General features: G+C 75.4%; 15 protein-coding genes. 10 read left to right on the top strand and 5 right to left on the bottom strand.

The annotated features are described in order from the left end of the window. The first annotated feature begins 327 nt into the window (after positions 1 to 327). A complete protein-coding gene (locus ACH4SE_RS33935) occupies positions 328 to 1,329 on the top strand; it encodes a hypothetical protein (protein WP_398547414.1) in 1,002 nt (333 codons plus the stop codon). A gap of 64 nt (positions 1,330 to 1,393) precedes the next feature. On the opposite strand, the gene ACH4SE_RS33930 is transcribed toward ACH4SE_RS33935, so the two are convergent. Beyond that, complete coding sequence (locus tag ACH4SE_RS33930) at positions 1,394 to 2,698, bottom strand: DUF1015 family protein (protein WP_398547404.1); 1,305 nt, start codon at positions 2,696 to 2,698, stop codon at positions 1,394 to 1,396. A 132-nt stretch (positions 2,699 to 2,830) separates the two neighbouring features. On the opposite strand from ACH4SE_RS33930, the gene ACH4SE_RS33925 reads away from it, so the two are divergent. After that, a complete protein-coding gene (locus tag ACH4SE_RS33925; protein WP_398547403.1) occupies positions 2,831 to 3,844 on the top strand; it encodes an HAD-IIA family hydrolase in 1,014 nt (337 codons plus the stop codon). A 208-nt stretch (positions 3,845 to 4,052) separates the two neighbouring features. On the opposite strand, the gene ACH4SE_RS33920 is transcribed toward ACH4SE_RS33925, so the two are convergent. The 3 genes from ACH4SE_RS33920 to ACH4SE_RS33910 form a co-directional block, all read right to left on the bottom strand. After that, entirely contained in the window at positions 4,053 to 4,682 is a 630-nt protein-coding gene (locus ACH4SE_RS33920) for a DUF4352 domain-containing protein (RefSeq protein ID WP_398547402.1), read from the bottom strand. A 439-nt stretch (positions 4,683 to 5,121) separates the two neighbouring features. Continuing rightward, on the bottom strand, positions 5,122 to 5,925 hold the full coding sequence (locus ACH4SE_RS33915; protein ID WP_398547401.1) for a siderophore-interacting protein: 804 nt from the start codon (positions 5,923 to 5,925) through the stop codon (positions 5,122 to 5,124). A 4-nt stretch (positions 5,926 to 5,929) separates the two neighbouring features. Continuing rightward, a complete protein-coding gene (locus tag ACH4SE_RS33910) occupies positions 5,930 to 6,937 on the bottom strand; it encodes an ABC transporter substrate-binding protein (RefSeq protein ID WP_398547400.1) in 1,008 nt (335 codons plus the stop codon). Positions 6,938 to 7,045: 108 nt separating this feature from the next. Between ACH4SE_RS33910 and ACH4SE_RS33905 the strand changes: the two genes are divergently transcribed. From ACH4SE_RS33905 to ACH4SE_RS33895, 3 genes are all read left to right on the top strand, one after another. Then, positions 7,046 to 8,101 carry a FecCD family ABC transporter permease gene (locus ACH4SE_RS33905; RefSeq protein ID WP_398547399.1) on the top strand — a complete coding sequence of 352 codons (1,056 nt, stop codon included), beginning with the start codon at positions 7,046 to 7,048 and terminating at the stop codon, positions 8,099 to 8,101. Further along, on the top strand, positions 8,098 to 9,159 hold the full coding sequence (locus tag ACH4SE_RS33900) for a FecCD family ABC transporter permease (protein WP_398547398.1): 1,062 nt from the start codon (positions 8,098 to 8,100) through the stop codon (positions 9,157 to 9,159). Before ACH4SE_RS33905 ends, ACH4SE_RS33900 begins: the two co-directional genes overlap by 4 nt. Positions 9,160 to 9,229: 70 nt before the next feature. Next, positions 9,230 to 10,129 carry an ABC transporter ATP-binding protein gene (locus tag ACH4SE_RS33895; RefSeq protein WP_398547397.1) on the top strand — a complete coding sequence of 300 codons (900 nt, stop codon included), beginning with the start codon at positions 9,230 to 9,232 and terminating at the stop codon, positions 10,127 to 10,129. On the opposite strand, the gene ACH4SE_RS33890 is transcribed toward ACH4SE_RS33895, so the two are convergent. Beyond that, on the bottom strand, positions 10,077 to 10,424 hold the full coding sequence (locus ACH4SE_RS33890; protein ID WP_398547396.1) for a sterol-binding protein: 348 nt from the start codon (positions 10,422 to 10,424) through the stop codon (positions 10,077 to 10,079). The genes ACH4SE_RS33895 and ACH4SE_RS33890 overlap by 53 nt on opposite strands. Before the next feature lie 162 nt (positions 10,425 to 10,586). Here ACH4SE_RS33890 and ACH4SE_RS33885 point away from each other — a divergent pair, with 162 nt between their 5' ends. From ACH4SE_RS33885 to recN, 5 genes are read left to right on the top strand one after another with little or no spacing between them, the layout of a single operon-like run. Then, positions 10,587 to 11,843 (top strand): hypothetical protein, encoded by a 1,257-nt coding sequence (locus ACH4SE_RS33885; protein WP_398547395.1) that lies wholly within the window; start codon positions 10,587 to 10,589, stop codon positions 11,841 to 11,843. Then, positions 11,836 to 12,273, top strand: a complete 438-nt coding sequence (locus tag ACH4SE_RS33880) for a hypothetical protein (RefSeq protein ID WP_398547394.1) — start codon at positions 11,836 to 11,838, stop codon at positions 12,271 to 12,273. The genes ACH4SE_RS33885 and ACH4SE_RS33880 overlap by 8 nt, the downstream gene beginning before the upstream one ends. Before the next feature lie 7 nt (positions 12,274 to 12,280). After that, on the top strand, positions 12,281 to 13,096 hold the full coding sequence (locus tag ACH4SE_RS33875) for a TlyA family RNA methyltransferase (protein ID WP_398547393.1): 816 nt from the start codon (positions 12,281 to 12,283) through the stop codon (positions 13,094 to 13,096). A 5-nt stretch (positions 13,097 to 13,101) separates the two neighbouring features. Continuing rightward, positions 13,102 to 14,007 carry an NAD kinase gene (locus tag ACH4SE_RS33870; protein WP_398547392.1) on the top strand — a complete coding sequence of 302 codons (906 nt, stop codon included), beginning with the start codon at positions 13,102 to 13,104 and terminating at the stop codon, positions 14,005 to 14,007. A gap of 53 nt (positions 14,008 to 14,060) precedes the next feature. Next, the gene (recN, locus tag ACH4SE_RS33865; protein ID WP_398547391.1) at positions 14,061 to 15,818 is read left to right on the top strand and encodes a DNA repair protein RecN; all 1,758 of its coding nucleotides are present in this window, start codon (positions 14,061 to 14,063) and stop codon (positions 15,816 to 15,818) included. Positions 15,819 to 15,924: the final 106 nt, after the last annotated feature.

The following is a 15,924-nucleotide window of genomic DNA, read 5'->3' as shown; positions in this document are numbered from 1 at the left end:
GTCGACCGTCCTCGTGGGCCGCGCCGCGAGGGTGACCGTCCCGGTGGTGGTTTCCGACGTGACGACCGTCCCCGTGATGATCGTCCGCGCTACGACCGTCCCCGTGACGACCGTCCGCGTTTCGACGACCGCAGGGACGACCGTCCCCGTGGGCCGCGCCGGGACGGTGGCGGCGACCGCGGGTACGGCGGCCGGCGCCCGGTCGTGGAGGGGCGCGGCCGGTTCGAGAACCGCGGCGGCGGCCGGGACGAGCGCCGGGAGGAGCGTGAGCCGGTGCGCCGGCTGCCGATCCCGGACGAGGTCACCGGCAACGAGATCGACCCGAGCGTGCGCCAGGAGCTGATGAGCCTGCCGAAGACGCTCGCCGACGACGTCGCCCGCAACCTGGTCATGGTGGCCCGGCTGCTGGACGAGGACCCCGAGCAGGCCTACGCCTACTCGCGGGTCGCGCTGCGCCTGGCGTCGCGCGTCGCGGCCGTACGCGAGGCGGCGGGCTTCGCGTCGTACGCCAGCGAGCGCTACGCCGAGGCGCTGGCCGAGTTCCGTGCGACGCGGCGGATGACCGGCACCGTGGAACTGTGGCCGGTCATGGCGGACTGCGAGCGTGGGCTCGGGCGCCCGGAGCGGGCGCTGGAGATGGCCGGTGCGCCCGAGGTGCACAAGCTCGACAAGGCCGGCCAGGTCGAGATGCGGCTCGTCGCCGCCGGTGCCCGGCAGGACATGGGGCAGGCCGAGGCGGCGGTCGTCACGCTCCAGAGTTCGGAGCTGGCGTCGCACGCGGTGCACCCGTGGACCGCGCGGCTGCGTTACGCGTACGCCGACGCGCTGCTGGCAGTCGGCCGGGAGACCGAGGCGCGCGACTGGTTCGCGAAGGCTGCGGAGGCCGACCACAACGGCACCACGGACGCGTCCGACAGGCTCGCGCAGATGGACGGCGTCGAGTTCGTGGACGCCTTCGACGGCTCGGAGGAAGACGCCGCCGCCGACAGCACCGGCACCGCCGACAGCACCGGCACCGCCGACAGCACCGGCACGGCCGACGAGAAGGCAGCCGGGGCCGAGGCCGAGGACGGCTTCGCGGACGCCGACGAGGCTGACGACGCCGGCACGGCCGATGACGCGGTCACCGCCGAAGACGCAGAGGACGCCGAAGACGCCGAAGACGGCGAGGACGGCGAAAACGCCGAGGAGCCCGCCACCGGCGACGACGGCGGGGCGCCCACCGCACCGCCCGCCGCCGGGGACGACGACCTCACGGACGAGGCCGAGCCCTCCTCCTTCCTGGACTCGCCCTTCCGCGCGCCCGCGCCCGGCGGCGACCGGGACTGAGCGGCGTTACGGCACCTCCGGAGGGAGGGGCGGCAGGCCTCGGCCTGCCGCCCCTCCCTCCGTGTCAGTCCAGGTCCAGGCTCCGCATGACGAGCCCGCTCGCCGGCTTCGGCCCGAAGGACGTGGACTTGCGCGGCATCATCACGCCCTGCCGGGCCAGGTCCAGGACGACGCTCTCGCGTACCGGGTGCATGAGCACGGCGGTGCCGGCGTGGCGGCCGGCCTGCTGGACCGCCGACTCGGCGGTGTGCAGGTAGCCGATGCTGTCGGGGGAGTCGGGGACCTGCCAGACGTGGTCGAGCAGCGCGGAGTGCAGCACCGTGGCGTCCAGCCGGCGCCAGGCCTCGGGCCGTCCGGCGGGCACCCAGCGGTCGAGCCGGGCCAGGTCCGGCCGGTCGAGCAGGTAAAAGTCCCCGGTGTCTCCCGCGAGCAGGAAAGCCGTACCGCCCGCCGCGGCCTCCGCCAGGACGCCGAGCGCGGTGCCCAGGCCGTACCCCGGGAGCGGGCGGACACGGAAGTACGGCCGGGCGGCGTCCAGCGCCCGCCCCACGGGCAGGTGGTGCAGGACGCGGTGGATGGCGCGGACCCGCAGCGGGTGCCGGGCGGTGTCGACGAGCAGCACGAGGCCGTGGTCCCACGCGGTGCCCGGCGGGTGGTCCGCCTGGAGCCTGCGGTAGGTGGCCCACCGGTGGTGTCCGTCGGCGATGAGCGCCTGGCGGCAGCCGAGGTCGGCGCGGATCGCCGCGTGCTCGGCGGGATCGGTGAGCGCCCACAGGCGGTGCCGGACGCCGTCCTCCGTCGTCGTCGCGAGCAGCGGCTCGCGTCCGTCCGCGGTGGTGTCGACGAGGGAGGCGGTCGCGTCGCCGTCGCGGTAGGCGAGCAGCAGGGGCTCCAGGTTGGCGCGGGTGGCGCGCATGAGGGCGGCGCGGTCGGCGACGGGGCCCGGCATCACGTCCTCGTGCGGCAGCACCACACCGTCCTGCGGCGGGGTCAGCCGCAGGGCGCCGATGACACCGCGTTGCAGGTGCTCGCCGTCGTGCTGCTCGTAGACGTACACCGCTGGCTGCGGGTCCGTGGTGAGGACGCCTGCCGCGCGCCACGCGGCCAGTGTCCGGGCGGCCTGGCGGTGCCGGTCCGCGGGGGTTTCCGCGTCCGGCAGGATGAGGCGGACGACGTTGTACGGGTCCGCCGTCTCCAGGTGCCGCTGCCCGTCGGGGCGGACGACCACGTCGTAGGGCGGCGAGGTGACCGCGGCGAGGCTGCCGACATGTGCGGCGGCGTACCGCAGACCGCGGAAGGGGGCCAGGTCGAGGCCCCGCGCAGGAGGGGGACCGGGGTGGGGTCCGTCGTCGGGTCCGGGGTGGGTCATCAGCGCATGCTACGTCCGCGAGCGGCATGGGGGATGATCGTTGGCGACACACCGACACGACCTGCACGGCCGACACGGCCGACACGACCTGCACGGCCCGGACGGCCGGACGACGAGGAGCGAGCCCCAGCCATGACTGACCGGACCAGTCCGAGCGGCAGCACGCAGCCGCTCGACACCGCGTACGACACGGCGCTCCTCGACCTCGACGGCGTCGTCTACAAGGGCGGCGACGCCATCGAGCACGCCGTCGAGTCGCTCACGGCGGCGCGCGACCACGGGATGCGGCTCGCCTACGTCACCAACAACGCCGCCCGCACACCGGACACCGTCGCCGGGCACCTCACCGACCTCGGCGTGCCCGCCGCCGCCGAGGACGTCATCACCTCCGCGCAAGCCGTCGCCCGGCTGATCGCCGACGAGGTGCCCGCCGGCTCCAAGGTCCTCGCCGTCGGTGGCGAAGGGCTCTTCGCCGCCCTCCGCGAACGCGGGCTGGAGCCCGTCGAATCCGCGGCGGACTCCCCGGTCGCCGCCGTCCAGGGCTACGGGCCCGACCTGCGCTGGTCGCAGCTCGCGGAAATGGCCTACGCCGTGAACGCCGGGGTGCCGTGGTTCGCCTCCAACACCGACCTCACCATCCCCAGCGCCCGGGGGATCGCGCCCGGGAACGGCGCGGCCGTCGAAGTCGTACGGATCGCCACCGGCGGCAGCCCGCGGGTCGCCGGCAAGCCGCTGCCGCCCATGCACCGGGAGACGGTGATCAGGACCGGGGCGCGGCGGCCGCTCGTCGTCGGGGACCGGCTCGACACCGACATCGAGGGGGCGTACGCCGGGGGCGTGGACTCCCTCCTGGTCCTCACCGGGGTCACCACGGCCGCGGAGCTGATCGCCGCGGAGCCGCGGCACCGCCCCACGTACGTCGCGCAGGACCTGCGGGGACTGCTCGTCGCGCAGCCCGAGGTGGCCCGGGACGGTGAGCGGGCCACGTGCGGGGGCTGGACCGCGTCCACCGGGGGGAAGTCCCTCACCCTCAGCGGCGAGGGCGACCCCCTCGACGGTCTGCGCGCCCTCTGCGCCGCCGCCTGGACCCGCCCCGACCTCGATCCCTCCCCGGCCCTGCGCTCCCTGCCCCTCCGGACCCGGTGACGCCGGGCCCGGAGGCCGTGCCGCACGGCCGGTGCGGCCGAGCACGCCGGGCCCGGGTTCCGCTCCGGTCCTGCTGAGCGCGCCCCGGCAGCCGTCGCCCCGTGGACGCCGCGTCCGCGATACGGCCGAAGGCGTCCCGGGCACCGTCCTCAAGGAGGCAGGGGCGCCGGGGCTGCTCAGGGTGTGCGCACGTCCACGCCGGGGTCCGTCAGCCGAGGGTCCACTTGCCCGCGCGTTCGTCGAGGTCGAGGCCGAGGCCGGCAGCGTTCATCTCGTACTCCACGGCCGTGATCTTCGCGCTCTGCGGCACGTCGAAGATCACCCAGCCGGTGACCTCCTCACCCGGCCGGAGGCTCAGGACGAGGTCGAGGGAATCGCCGACGGTGGGAATGCCGGGCTTGGCGGCGTAGACGCTCCCGGTCGAGTCGACGACCTTCGCCCCCATGTTCCCGGTGTCGCCGTAGGTGGAGTCACCCGTGCTGACGATCGTGAACTTCGCTGCGACCAGGCGCTTGCCCGGGCCGGCCTCGAAGCTCTGGAACTTCGGCTGTGCGTGGTCCTCGTACTGGTCCAGCGTGATGTCGGCCGTGACGGTGCCGGTGCTGCTGGAGCCGAGGCCGGGCCGCCCCTCCAGCGAGAGGGTGTCACCGAGCCCGGCAGAGTCCGGGGTGCTGGCGGGCGGCTCCTGCGTCTGCCCGCCGCCGGGTTGCGCGCTGCTGCTGGAGCCGGTGCCCTTCGTGGGCGAGGCCTTGGCGTTGTCCCCGTCCGAACCGCCGCATGCCACAAGGGCGGCGGCGAGTACGACGGCTGATGCGGCGGACGCGATGGAACGGTGCACGGAACTCTCCCCGTATGTGCCGGTGAACCTGGCTGGCGTGGTGCACTCAGCATTCTTGTGGCTGTCGGTGAGGACGATGCACCTGTCCAGTAACCAACCGGCATCAAAACGCTCCCGCAGATGATCGGGAGGAAGCAGCCCTCCGGCACCTGTGCGGGGTGTTTTCCACCCCCGCCCGTACAGGCAGGAGAGAGCTCCGGTCCGGCAGTGGGGGCATCCGCCGTCGGGAGCGGACCGCAGTCCGGGGAGCTCGTCCCCGGCGGCGGGCAGCCGCCCCTCCGGCCGGCGCGGCACCCGGCCCCACCCCCGCCCGGGGCGCGATGCACCGCCGGACGACCCCAGGGACGCGGGGAACTTCGCGGCCGGCTCCCACCGGGCGGGAGGCGAACCCCCGCCGCGAGCGGCGCCCCGAGAGCGCCCACCGCCGTGCCCCGCAGGGTTACGCGGACTCCTCCAGGAGTGCGTCCTCCGACGCCCCCGCGCGCCAGTAGCCGGTGAAGGTCACGCTCGCGCGGGGGAACGCGCGCGGGCCGACGAGGTGGCGGCGGACCTCACGGACGAGCGCGGACTCACCCGCGAGCCACGCGTAGGGCCGCCCCGCGGGGAAGGCGGCGGCCTCGACCGCCGCAGCCACCGGCGAGGGCCGGGTCACCCAGCTGACCTCGGCCTCGCACTTCGTCGGCAGCGCGATGCGGTCCGCCTCACCGGCCACGGAGATCCACGCCCTGACCGGTGTGCCGGCCGGCAGCCACTCGAGGATGGCGGCGACCGCCGGTACCGCGGTCTCGTCCGCGCACAGCAGCACCCAGTCCGTCCCCTCCGGCGGCCGGAAGTCGACCCCGCCGTTGTCGGTGACGACGGGCGCGAGGAGCGCGGCCCGGTCGCCGGGCGCGGCCGCGGCGGCCCACCGGGAGGCGGGGCCGAGGTCGCCGTGGAGGGCGAAGTCGATGTCCAGCTCGCCGGGGTCGCGGCGCACGTCGCGGACCGTGTACGTGCGCATGATGCCGCGCACCGCGGGGTCGAGGCCGCGCCAGCGCGCGTACCAGCCGGTGTCGAGGACGTCGGGCAGGACGGGCTCCTCCTGCCCCTCCTGCGGCAGGAAGAGCTTGAGCCGCTGGTCGCGTCCGCCGCTGACGACGGTTTCGAGGCCGGGTCCGCCGAGCACGACCCGCAGCAGTGAGCGGGAGAGCCGGTGGGTGCGCAGCACGTGCACGTCGAAGAAGCGGTACGTCGGCTCGGCCACGGCGTCAGCTCACCTTCTTCGCACCGGCGACGGCCTTCGTGAGGGCCTCCAGCTGGTCGGCGCACTTCGCGTAGGAGAAGATCGGCTCGCTGGGCCAGGGGAAGATCTGCCCGGCCTCGACGGCGGGCATCCGCTGCCAGGTCGGGCGGCCGGTGAGGTCCTTGGGCTGGAGGGTCGCGGAGCGGCTGTCGAGCATGAGGACGTCGGCCTTGTACGTGTCCGCGTTCTCCCAGCTGAGCGTCTCGAAGAAGCCGCCTTCGACCTTGTTCGGCACGACGAAGTTCACGCCGAGGCTCTTGTAGTACGTCAGGTCGGCCGCGGAGGAGGGCGTGGAGACGTAGAAGGAGTCGGCGCTCGCCGAGCAGGCCATGACGGTGATGCCGCCCGCGGCCCTGGCGGCGGCGCGCAGGCCGGCGGAGGCGGTCTCGAAGCGGGTCCTGGCGGCGGTGTTGGCGGCGGAGCCGAGGTCCGCGCCGAGGGCGGCGGCGAGTTCGGCGTAGCGCCGGAGCGGGGTGGTGAGGGGGACGCCGGTGACGTTGACGGCGGCGCTGGGCGCGAGCGCGAGGATCTTGCCGGCGCTCTGCTCGGGCACGTACCAGAGGGCCTTGGCGTCGTAGGTGTGGCTGACGAGCAGGCCGGGGCCGAGTGCGGCGTACTTCTCGAGGTTGAACTCGCCCCAGACGTTGCCGATGACGGTGACCTTCGTGACGTCGAGGTCGCCGGCCTGCGGGTCGGGGGAGCCGTTCTTGAGGGTGGTGGGGCCGAAGACGCCGGTGCACTCGACGCCGTAGTCGTGCAGGGCCGCGGCGGAACCGACGTACGCGACCAGGTTCTTCGGCACCTTGCCGAGCGAGACGGTCTTCCTGCGGTCGTCGGTGAAGCGGAAGGGCCCGGACGGCTTCGCGTTCGCCGGCGACGTACCGGAGCCGGACCCGGCTCCGGAGCGGGAGCCGGAGCCGCCGCAGGCGGCCAGCAGCGCGCCGGCGCCCAGCGCGCCACCGGCTGCGAGCATTCCACGGCGGGACATACCGGACATGCGGAGGGAGGTGCGGGACGAGGTCATGAAGAAAAGCCGCTCTGCTCGGGAGTACGTTGGCAAGGTTAGGCTAACCTAACTTCCGTGTTGGTAGACCAGGACTCCCCGCCCCGCGCCCCGTCCGCCCCCGCCGCCGGCGGCACCGCCCGATCCCGGGCCGCCCGCGGCGCCGGGCTGCTCGCGGCCCTCGCGGTGCTGCTCGCCGTCACGGCGGCGAGCATCGCCGTCGGCGCCAAGGACATCCCGCTCGACCAGGTCTGGCACGGGCTCTTCCACTACGCGGGGACCGACGACGACGTGGTCGTCCGCAAACTCCGGCTGCCGCGTACGGTGCTGGGCCTCGTGGTCGGTGCGGCCCTCGGGCTCGCCGGCGCCGCGATGCAGGCCCTCACCCGCAACCCGCTCGCCGACCCCGGCCTGCTCGGCGTCAACGCCGGCGCGGCCGCGGCGGTCGTCACCGGCATCAGCTTCTTCGGCGTCACCTCGCCGGGCGCCTCCGTGTGGTTCGCGCTCGCGGGCGCCGGGGCCGTGTCCGTGCTGGTCTACGCGATCGGCGGCAGCCGCTCCGCGACCCCGGTGCGGCTCGCGCTCGCCGGAACGGCGGTGACGGCACTGCTCCAGGGCTGGAGCAGTGCCGTCCAGCTCACCGACAGCGTCGCCCTGGACCGCATGCGCTTCTGGCAGGTCGGCTCGCTGGCCTCCGCCGACATGGCGACCGTACGGCGTATCGCGCCCTTCCTGGCCGTCGGCGCCGTGCTGGCCCTGGCCGCGGCCCGCCCGCTGAACGCGATCGCGCTCGGCGACGACACCGCGCGCGCCCTCGGCGCCCGGCTCACCGGCACCCGGATCGCCGTCATGGCCGCGATCACCCTGCTGTGCGGGGCCGCGACCGCAGCCTGCGGGCCCATCGTCTTCGTCGGGCTGACGGTCCCCCACATGGTGCGCGGCATCACCGGGCCCGACATGCGCTGGACGCTGCCCTACGCGGCCGTCCTCTCACCCGTGCTGCTGCTCGGCTCCGACGTGGTCGGGCGGCTGCTGACCAGGCCGGCCGAACTCCAGGTCGGCATCGTCACCGCGGTCGTCGGCGGCCCGGTCTTCATCGCGCTGGTCCGGCGCCACCGGACGGCGGAGCTGTGAGCCGCGAGCGGGCCGGCGCCCGTACCCCGCGCCACCTGCGCACCCCGCGCGGCGGGCTGTCGCTGCGCATCGACCGGCGCGCCGCCCTCGCGGGGACGGGGCTGCTGGCCGTGGCGCTCGCCGCCTCCGTCGTCCTGATCGGCACGGGCGACTACGCCGTCGCGCCCACCGACGTCCTGCGCACGCTCCTCGGACACGGCACCGCGGGCCAGGACTTCATCGTGCGCCAACTGCGGCTGCCGCGCGTGCTGGTGGCGCTGCTGGTGGGCGCGGCGCTCGGGACGGCGGGCGCCGCCTTCCAGAGCGTGTCGCGCAACCCGCTGGGCAGCCCCGACGTCATCGGCTTCGGCCAGGGCTCGGCGGCCGGCGCACTGCTGGTCATCGTGGCGCTGCACGGCTCCACCCTGGAGGTCTCCGCGGGCGCGATCGCCGGCGGGCTGCTCACCGGCCTCGCCGTCTACGCGCTCGCCTGGCAGCGCGGGGTGCACGGCTACCGGCTGGTGCTCGTCGGCATCGGCTGTTCCGCGACCCTCGCCGCCGTCAACAGCTACCTGCTGGTGAAGGCGGACTTCGTGGACGCCGCCCGTGCCGTCATCTGGATCAGCGGCTCCCTCGACGGCCGCGGCTGGGAGCAGGTGTGGCCGCTGCTGGGCTGCTGCGCCGTCCTCGTGCCGGTGCTGCTCGCGCAGGGCCCCGCCCTGCGGATCACCGAGATGGGCGACGACGCGGCCCGCGCGCTCGGTGTCCGCGTCGAGCGGGTACGCCTCACCGCCGTGCTCGCCGCGGTGCTGCTCACCGCCGCCGCGACCGCCGCCGCCGGGCCCATCGCCTTCGTCGCGCTCACCGCACCGCAGCTCGCCCGCCGGATCACCCGCACGCCCGGAGTCAGCCTGCTGCCGTCCGCGCTCATGGGCGCGGCGCTGCTGGTGCTCGCCGACCTCGCGGCGCAGCGCGCCTTCGGCTCCGGGCAGGTGCCGGTCGGTGTCGCGACCGGCGTGCTCGGCGGCGGGTACCTGCTGTGGCTGCTCGTCGAGGAGCGCCGGGCAGGCCGGATATGACCCCCGCCTCCGGCCGGCCGCGCAGCGTGCGCACCGGCCACCACCGAACGACCCTTCCGGGAGCAGCAGTATGACCAGTCGCCATGCCGACACATCGACGGACAGCGCCGGGGGACCGCGGCTGCGGGCAGAGGCGGTGACGCTCCGGTACGACCGGCGGGTCGTCACCGAAGGGCTCAGTGTCGACATACCCGACCACTCCTTCACCGTGGTGGTCGGCCCCAACGCGTGCGGCAAGTCGACATTGCTGCGCGCGCTCGCCCGCCTGCTCAAGCCCTCCGAGGGCAGGGTGCTGCTCGACGGGCGGGCGATCGGCGGCCTGCCCGCCAAGTCCTTGGCGCGCACCCTCGGGCTGCTGCCGCAGAGTTCGGTGGCTCCCGACGGCATCACCGTCGACTCCCTCGTCGCCCGCGGCCGCTACCCGCACCAGGGACTGCTGCGGCAGTGGTCGGCCGAGGACGAGCGGATCGTCGCGCGGTCCATGGCCGCCACCGGCGTCGCCGCGCTCGCCGGGCGCCGGGTCGACGAACTGTCCGGCGGCCAGCGGCAGCGGGTGTGGATCGCGATGGCCCTGGCGCAGGAGACGCCGCTGCTGCTCCTCGACGAGCCCACCACGTATCTCGACATCCAGCACCAGATCGACGTCCTCGACCTGTGCGCGCGGCTGCACGAGGAGGGCGGGCGCACGCTCGTCGCCGTCCTGCACGACCTCAACCAGGCCGCCCGCTACGCCACCCATCTGATCGCGATGCGCGACGGGCGGATCGAGGCGCAGGGGCCGCCCGCCGAGGTCATCACCGCGGAGCTGGTCGAGCGCGTCTTCGGCGTGCCCTGCCGGATCATCGAGGATCCGGAGAGCCGCACCCCGCTGGTGATCCCCGCGGCCCGCCGCCGTACGGGCGCCGCCAATCCCGCGGTCACAGCAGGGAGCGCAGCCGCAGCACGTCCCGCAGCGAAGCCTGCACCCTGACCCGGCCGCTGCCCCACGCCCTGGCGAAGCTCAGCTCGCCGCCGACCATCGCGACCAGGTCGTCCCCGGTCATCGACAGCCGGATCTGCGCCCTGTCCGCCGGCTCGCCCGGCACCGCGGTCACACCGGTGATCGTGCCGCCCGCGAGCCGCCCGGTGAAGGTCGTGTCCAGGTCGGTGATGCGGCAGCTCAGCGAGCGGTCCAGGGCGGCGGCCGAGCGCACGTCGCCCTCGGCTCGCGCCATGTTCCGCGCCAGCTGGTCGAGTGCGGTGCGGCACTCGTCGAGGGTGGCCATCGGTGCGGTGTCTCCCGGTCGGGGTTACGTCGCCACGACCGTACCGCAGGGCACCGCCGACGGGCCTGCGCGGCCGGAGGCGGTAGCGTCTTGACCACGGGGGTCCGCGCGCGGGCCGCCGGCCGGACGAAGTGTCAACGGGCGAGGCGAGGAGTGAGAGCGATGCGGGACGCGCTGCGTACCTGTCTGCAGATCGCGGGCGGCCTGACCGAGGCCACCCGCCGCCGTGCGGTCGAGACGGCCAGGGACATGCTGGACCAGACCGGCATCGACGTGGACGCCGTGCAGCGGCGGATCAACTCGGCCATCCCGGCGGAGGTGCAGACCCTCGCCGACGAGCTGATGGCCGCCGGACGCGCCAACCGCGACCTGCTGCTCGGGATCGTCCGCGACGAAGTCGACAAGACGATGAGCCGGGTCGGCCGGCTCGCCGACGAGGTCACGAAGGTCGGCGTGGTGCTGGAGACGCTCGAACGCCGGATCCGCAACCTGGAGTCCGAGCCCGGGGAGCCCCCGGCCCCCGCGAAGCCCGCACCGTCCGCCGCGCGGCCCGAACCCGCGCCGCCGGTGGAGCACGTCCCCGTGACGACCGAGCCGCCCGCGCCGGGCGGGAAGACGGAGCCCGCGGCGAAGAAGGCCGCTGCCGCGCCCGCGGCCCGCAAGAGCGCCGCCGCCAAGCGGGCCACGACGGCGAAGTCGGCCGCCGCCCACCCGACGACGGCCGCCACGAAGAAGTCCGCGGCCCGCGCCTCCGCCGCCGCGGGACACAAGGTCACCACCACCCCGAAGACGACGGCCAACCCGCGGCGTACGACCGCCGCGTCCGCGCAGGAGATCGCCGCGAAGACCGCTGCGCCTCCGGCGAAGAGGACGGGCTCGGAGGCCGCCGCGCCCGCCGGGAAGGCGCCCGCGAAGAAGGCCCCGGCCAAGAGCGCCGCCCAGAAGACCGCCGCGGGCCGGTCCGCCGCGCCCGCCGGGAAGACGGCCGCGAAGAAGGCGCCCGCCAAGACGGCCGCGAAGAAGACCGCCGCGAAGAAGGCGCCCGCGAAGAAGACAGCCGCGGCCGGGGCCTCCGCCCCTGCCCCTGCCAGGAAGGTGGCCGCGTCGGCCGCCGAGACGGCCGCGAAGAGGACGGCTGCGGCAGCGGCTCCCGTCGCGGCTCCTCCTGGGAAGGGGGCCACGGCCGGGACCGCCGAGGCGGTCGCGAAGAAGGCGGCGGCGAAGAAGGCGGCGGCGAAGAGGACGGCTGCGGCCGGGACCGCCGCGTCGTCCGCCGGGACGGCTGCGAAGAAGGCGCCCGCCAAGACGGCCGCGAAGAAGACCGCCGCGAAGAAGGCGCCCGCGAAGAAGACCGCCGCGGGCGAAGCCCCCGCCCCCGCGGAGAAGTCCGCGCCCCCCGCCGGGAGCGGCGGTGAGTGAGTCCGCCGCGGAGCACGGCCCGTACGCGGGACGTGCCGGCTACGCCGGGTCGCCCGCGGACGTGACGGGCGGCGTGCCGGCGCAGGGCGCCGCCTCCGTCCACGCGGGGCGCGCGGTCCACCAGGAGCCGCCCGCGGATCCGCCGGGCGCCGTGCCGGAGCAGGGGGCCGCTGCTGACGGGCGGGCCGGGGGCGTGCCCGAGCCGCGGGGCGGCGGGGACGAGGCGGACGCCTGGACCGGGGACGCGCCCGCGCGGCCCGAACCGCTGGGAGTGGCGGTCGCGGCGACCGGGAACGCCGACGTCGACGCGGCGCTCGCCCGCCTCGCCGACGCCGACGCACTCCCCACGCAGTCCCACATCGAGGTGTACGAGGATGTGCACCACGGGCTGCGCGACGCGCTCGCAGCGCTGGACGAGAACAGGAGCTGAACCGTACGTGGCAGTCGCACGACGCCGCCTCGACGCCGAGCTGGTGCGGCGCAAGCTCGCGCGCTCGCGCGAGCACGCCAGCCAGCTGATCGCCGCGGGCCGGGTGACGGTGGGCGGCACCACCGCGACCAAACCCGCCACGCAGGTGGAGACCTCGGCCGCGCTGGTGGTCGCCGACAGCGGGGACGAGCCGGAGTACGTCTCGCGCGGCGGCCACAAGCTGGCCGGCGCGCTCGCCGCCTTCCAGCCGCGGGGGCTGGCCGTCGCCGGCCGCCGGGCGCTGGACGCGGGCGCGTCCACCGGCGGCTTCACCGACGTGCTGCTGCGGGCCGGCGCCGCGCAGGTCGTCGCCGTCGACGTGGGCTACGGGCAGCTCGCCTGGTCGCTGCAGAGCGATCCGCGGGTGGTGGTGAAGGACCGCACGAACGTACGGGAGCTGACGCTCGACCACATCGACGGCGAGCCCGTCGACCTGGTCGTCGGCGACCTGTCCTTCATCCCGCTCGGCCTGGTGCTGCCCGCCCTGGTGCGCTGCGCCGCGCCCGGCGCCGACCTCGTCCTGATGGTCAAGCCGCAGTTCGAGGTGGGCCGTGAGCGGCTGGGCAGCGGGGGAGTGGTGCGCAGCCCGCAACTGCGCGCGGAGACCGTGCGCACGGTCGCCGGGCAGGCGGCCGGACTCGGGCTCGGCGTGCTCGGTGTCACAGCAAGTCCTTTGCCAGGGCCCTCGGGCAACGTGGAGTATTTCCTGTGGCTGCGCGCCGGTGCTCCCGCGCTGGATCCGGCCGATGTCGACCGTGCCGTGGCGGAGGGGCCGAACCGGTGACCATCATGAGCGAGACCAGCAGCCGTACCGTCTTCCTGCTGACCCACACCGGCAGGGCGGCCGCGATCCGCAGTGCCGAGCGGGTGGTGCAGTCCCTGCTGCGCTGTGGGATCGGCGTGCGGCTGCTCGCCGAGGAGGCCGCGGACCTGCCGCTGCCGGAGGCGGTGGAGCTGGTCGCGGAGATCGGGCCGGAGGCCGTCGAGGGCTGCGAGCTGATCATCGTGCTGGGCGGGGACGGGACGCTGCTGCGCGGCGCCGAGTTCTCCCGCGCCTCGGGGGTGCCGCTGCTCGGCGTCAACCTCGGGCGGGTCGGCTTCCTCGCCGAGGCCGAGCGGGACGACCTCGACAAGGTCGTCGACCGCGTCGTCACCCGCGAGTACGAGGTCGAGGAGCGTATGACCCTCGACGTGCTGGTACGCAACGACGGGGCGGTCGTCCACACCGACTGGGCGCTCAACGAGGCGTCGGTGGAGAAGGCGTCCCGCGAGCGGCTGCTGGAGGTCGTCACCGAGGTCGACGGCCGGCCCGTCTCCCGTTTCGGCGGCGACGGCGTGGTCTGCGCGACCCCCACCGGCTCCACCGCCTACGCCTTCTCGGCCGGCGGGCCCGTGGTGTGGCCCGAGGTCGAGGCGCTGCTCATGGTGCCGATCAGCGCGCACGCGCTCTTCGCCAAGCCGCTCGTCACCTCGCCGCGGTCGGTGCTCGCCGTGGAGGTGCAGCCCGAGACGCCCAACGGCGTGCTGTGGTGCGACGGGCGGCGCACCGTCGAACTGCCCGCCGGCGCCCGCGTCGAGGTCCGCCGCGGGGCCGTTCCCGTGCGGCTGGCGCGGCTGCACCACGCGTCCTTCACCGACCGGCTGGTGGCGAAGTTCGCGCTGCCCGTCGCGGGCTGGCGGGGCGCGCCGAGGTAGCCGGCGCGGGGTGACCGCCCGGCGGGCGTCGCGCCGGGCACGGAAAACCTCGTATGGTCGTATCCGTGTTGGAGGAAATGCGGATCCGGTCGCTGGGTGTCATCGAGGACGCCGTGGTGGAACTCTCACCCGGCTTCACCGCGGTGACCGGCGAGACCGGTGCGGGCAAGACCATGGTCGTCACGAGCCTCGGCCTGCTCCTCGGCGGGCGGGCCGACCCCGCCCTCGTGCGGATCGGCGCGGGTTCCGCCGTCGTCGAGGGCCGGGTGACGATGGCGCCGGGCGACCGCGCGGCCGTACGCGCCGCGGAGGCCGGGGCCGAACTCGACGACGGCGCGCTGCTCATCAGCCGTACGGTGTCCGCGGAGGGGCGCTCGCGGGCGCACCTGGGCGGGCGCAGCGTCCCGGTCGGGGTGCTCGGTGACCTCGCCGACGACCTGGTGGCCGTCCACGGACAGACCGACCAGCAGGGCCTGCTGCGGCCCGCGCGGCAGCGCGAGGCGCTCGACCGCTACGCCGGTGCCGCGCTCGGCGCCGCGCTGGAGAAGTACGGGGCCGCCTACCGGCGGCTGCGGGAGGTCGCCGCGGAACTGACCGAACTCACCACCCGGGCCAGGGAGCGTGCCCAGGAGGCGGACCTGCTGCGCTTCGGCGTCGAGGAGATCTCCGCCGCCGAGCCGCAGCCCGGCGAGGACGCCGAACTCGCCGCCGAGGCCGAACGGCTCGGGCACGCCGAGGCGCTCGCCTCGGCCGCGACCCTGGCGCACGCCGCGCTCGCCGGCAACCCCGAGGACCCCGAGAGCGTCGAGGCCGGCAGCCTCGTCGCCGGCGCGCAGCGCGCGCTCGACGCCGTCGCCGCGCACGACCCGGCCCTCGCCGGGCTCGCCGGACGGCTCGGCGAGCTGGGCATCCTGCTCGCCGACGTGGCCGGCGAGCTCGCCGGATACGCCGACAACCTGGACGCCGACCCGTTGCGGCTCGCCGCCGTCGAGGAGCGCCGGGCCGTCCTCGCGCACCTCGTCCGCAAGTACGGCAGCGACATCGACGAGGTCCTCGACTGGGCTTCGCAGAGCGCCGCCCGGCTCGCCGAACTCGACGGCGACGACGACCGCATCGCCGAACTCACCGCCGAGCGCGACGCCCTGCGGGCCGAGCTCGGCGGGCTCGGCCAGCAGCTCACCGACCTGCGCACCGAGGCCGCGGAGCGGTTCGCCACCGACGTCACCGCCGAGCTGGCGTCGCTGGCCATGCCGCACGCCCGCGTGAGCTTCGCCATCCGGCAGAACGACGTGCCCGCCGGCGAGGAGGAGTCCGGCATCGAGATCGGCGGCCGGGCCGTCGCCTACGGGCCCACCGGGGCGGACGAGGTCGAGCTGCTGCTCGCCCCGCACCCCGGCAGCCCCGCGCGGCCGATCGCCAAGGGCGCGTCCGGCGGCGAGCTCTCCCGCGTCATGCTCGCCGTCGAGGTCGTCTTCGCCGGGTCCGACCCCGTCCCGACGTACCTCTTCGACGAGGTCGACGCCGGTGTCGGCGGGGCCGCGGCGGTCGAGGTCGGCCGCCGCCTCGCACGGCTGGCGCGTACGGCCCAGGTCGTGGTCGTCACCCACCTCCCGCAGGTGGCCGCGTTCGCCGACCGCCAGCTGCTGGTCGAGAAGACGAACGACGGATCCGTCACCCGCTCCGGCGTCACCGCCCTCGACGGCGAAGCGCGCGTCCGTGAGCTCTCCCGCATGCTCGCCGGCCAGTCCGACTCCGAACTGGCCCGAGCCCACGCGGAGGAACTCCTCGCCACCGCCCGCGCCTCCCTCTGACCTCCCCCGGCAGGGCCGCCGTTGCCCTGCCGGGCGAGCACCCTGCGCCGCGGTGTGGGGTGCTCGTTTTTCAGGGGAGCGGGGAATTGCGCGGGCGGCCGCCCAC

Origin of the sequence: Streptomyces sp. NPDC020983, assembly GCF_044333485.1 — a bacterium.
GTDB lineage: Bacteria > Actinomycetota > Actinomycetes > Streptomycetales > Streptomycetaceae > Actinacidiphila.
The sequence above is the reverse complement of the archived record's forward strand: the minus strand, read 5'-3'. Positions and strand labels throughout refer to the sequence as shown.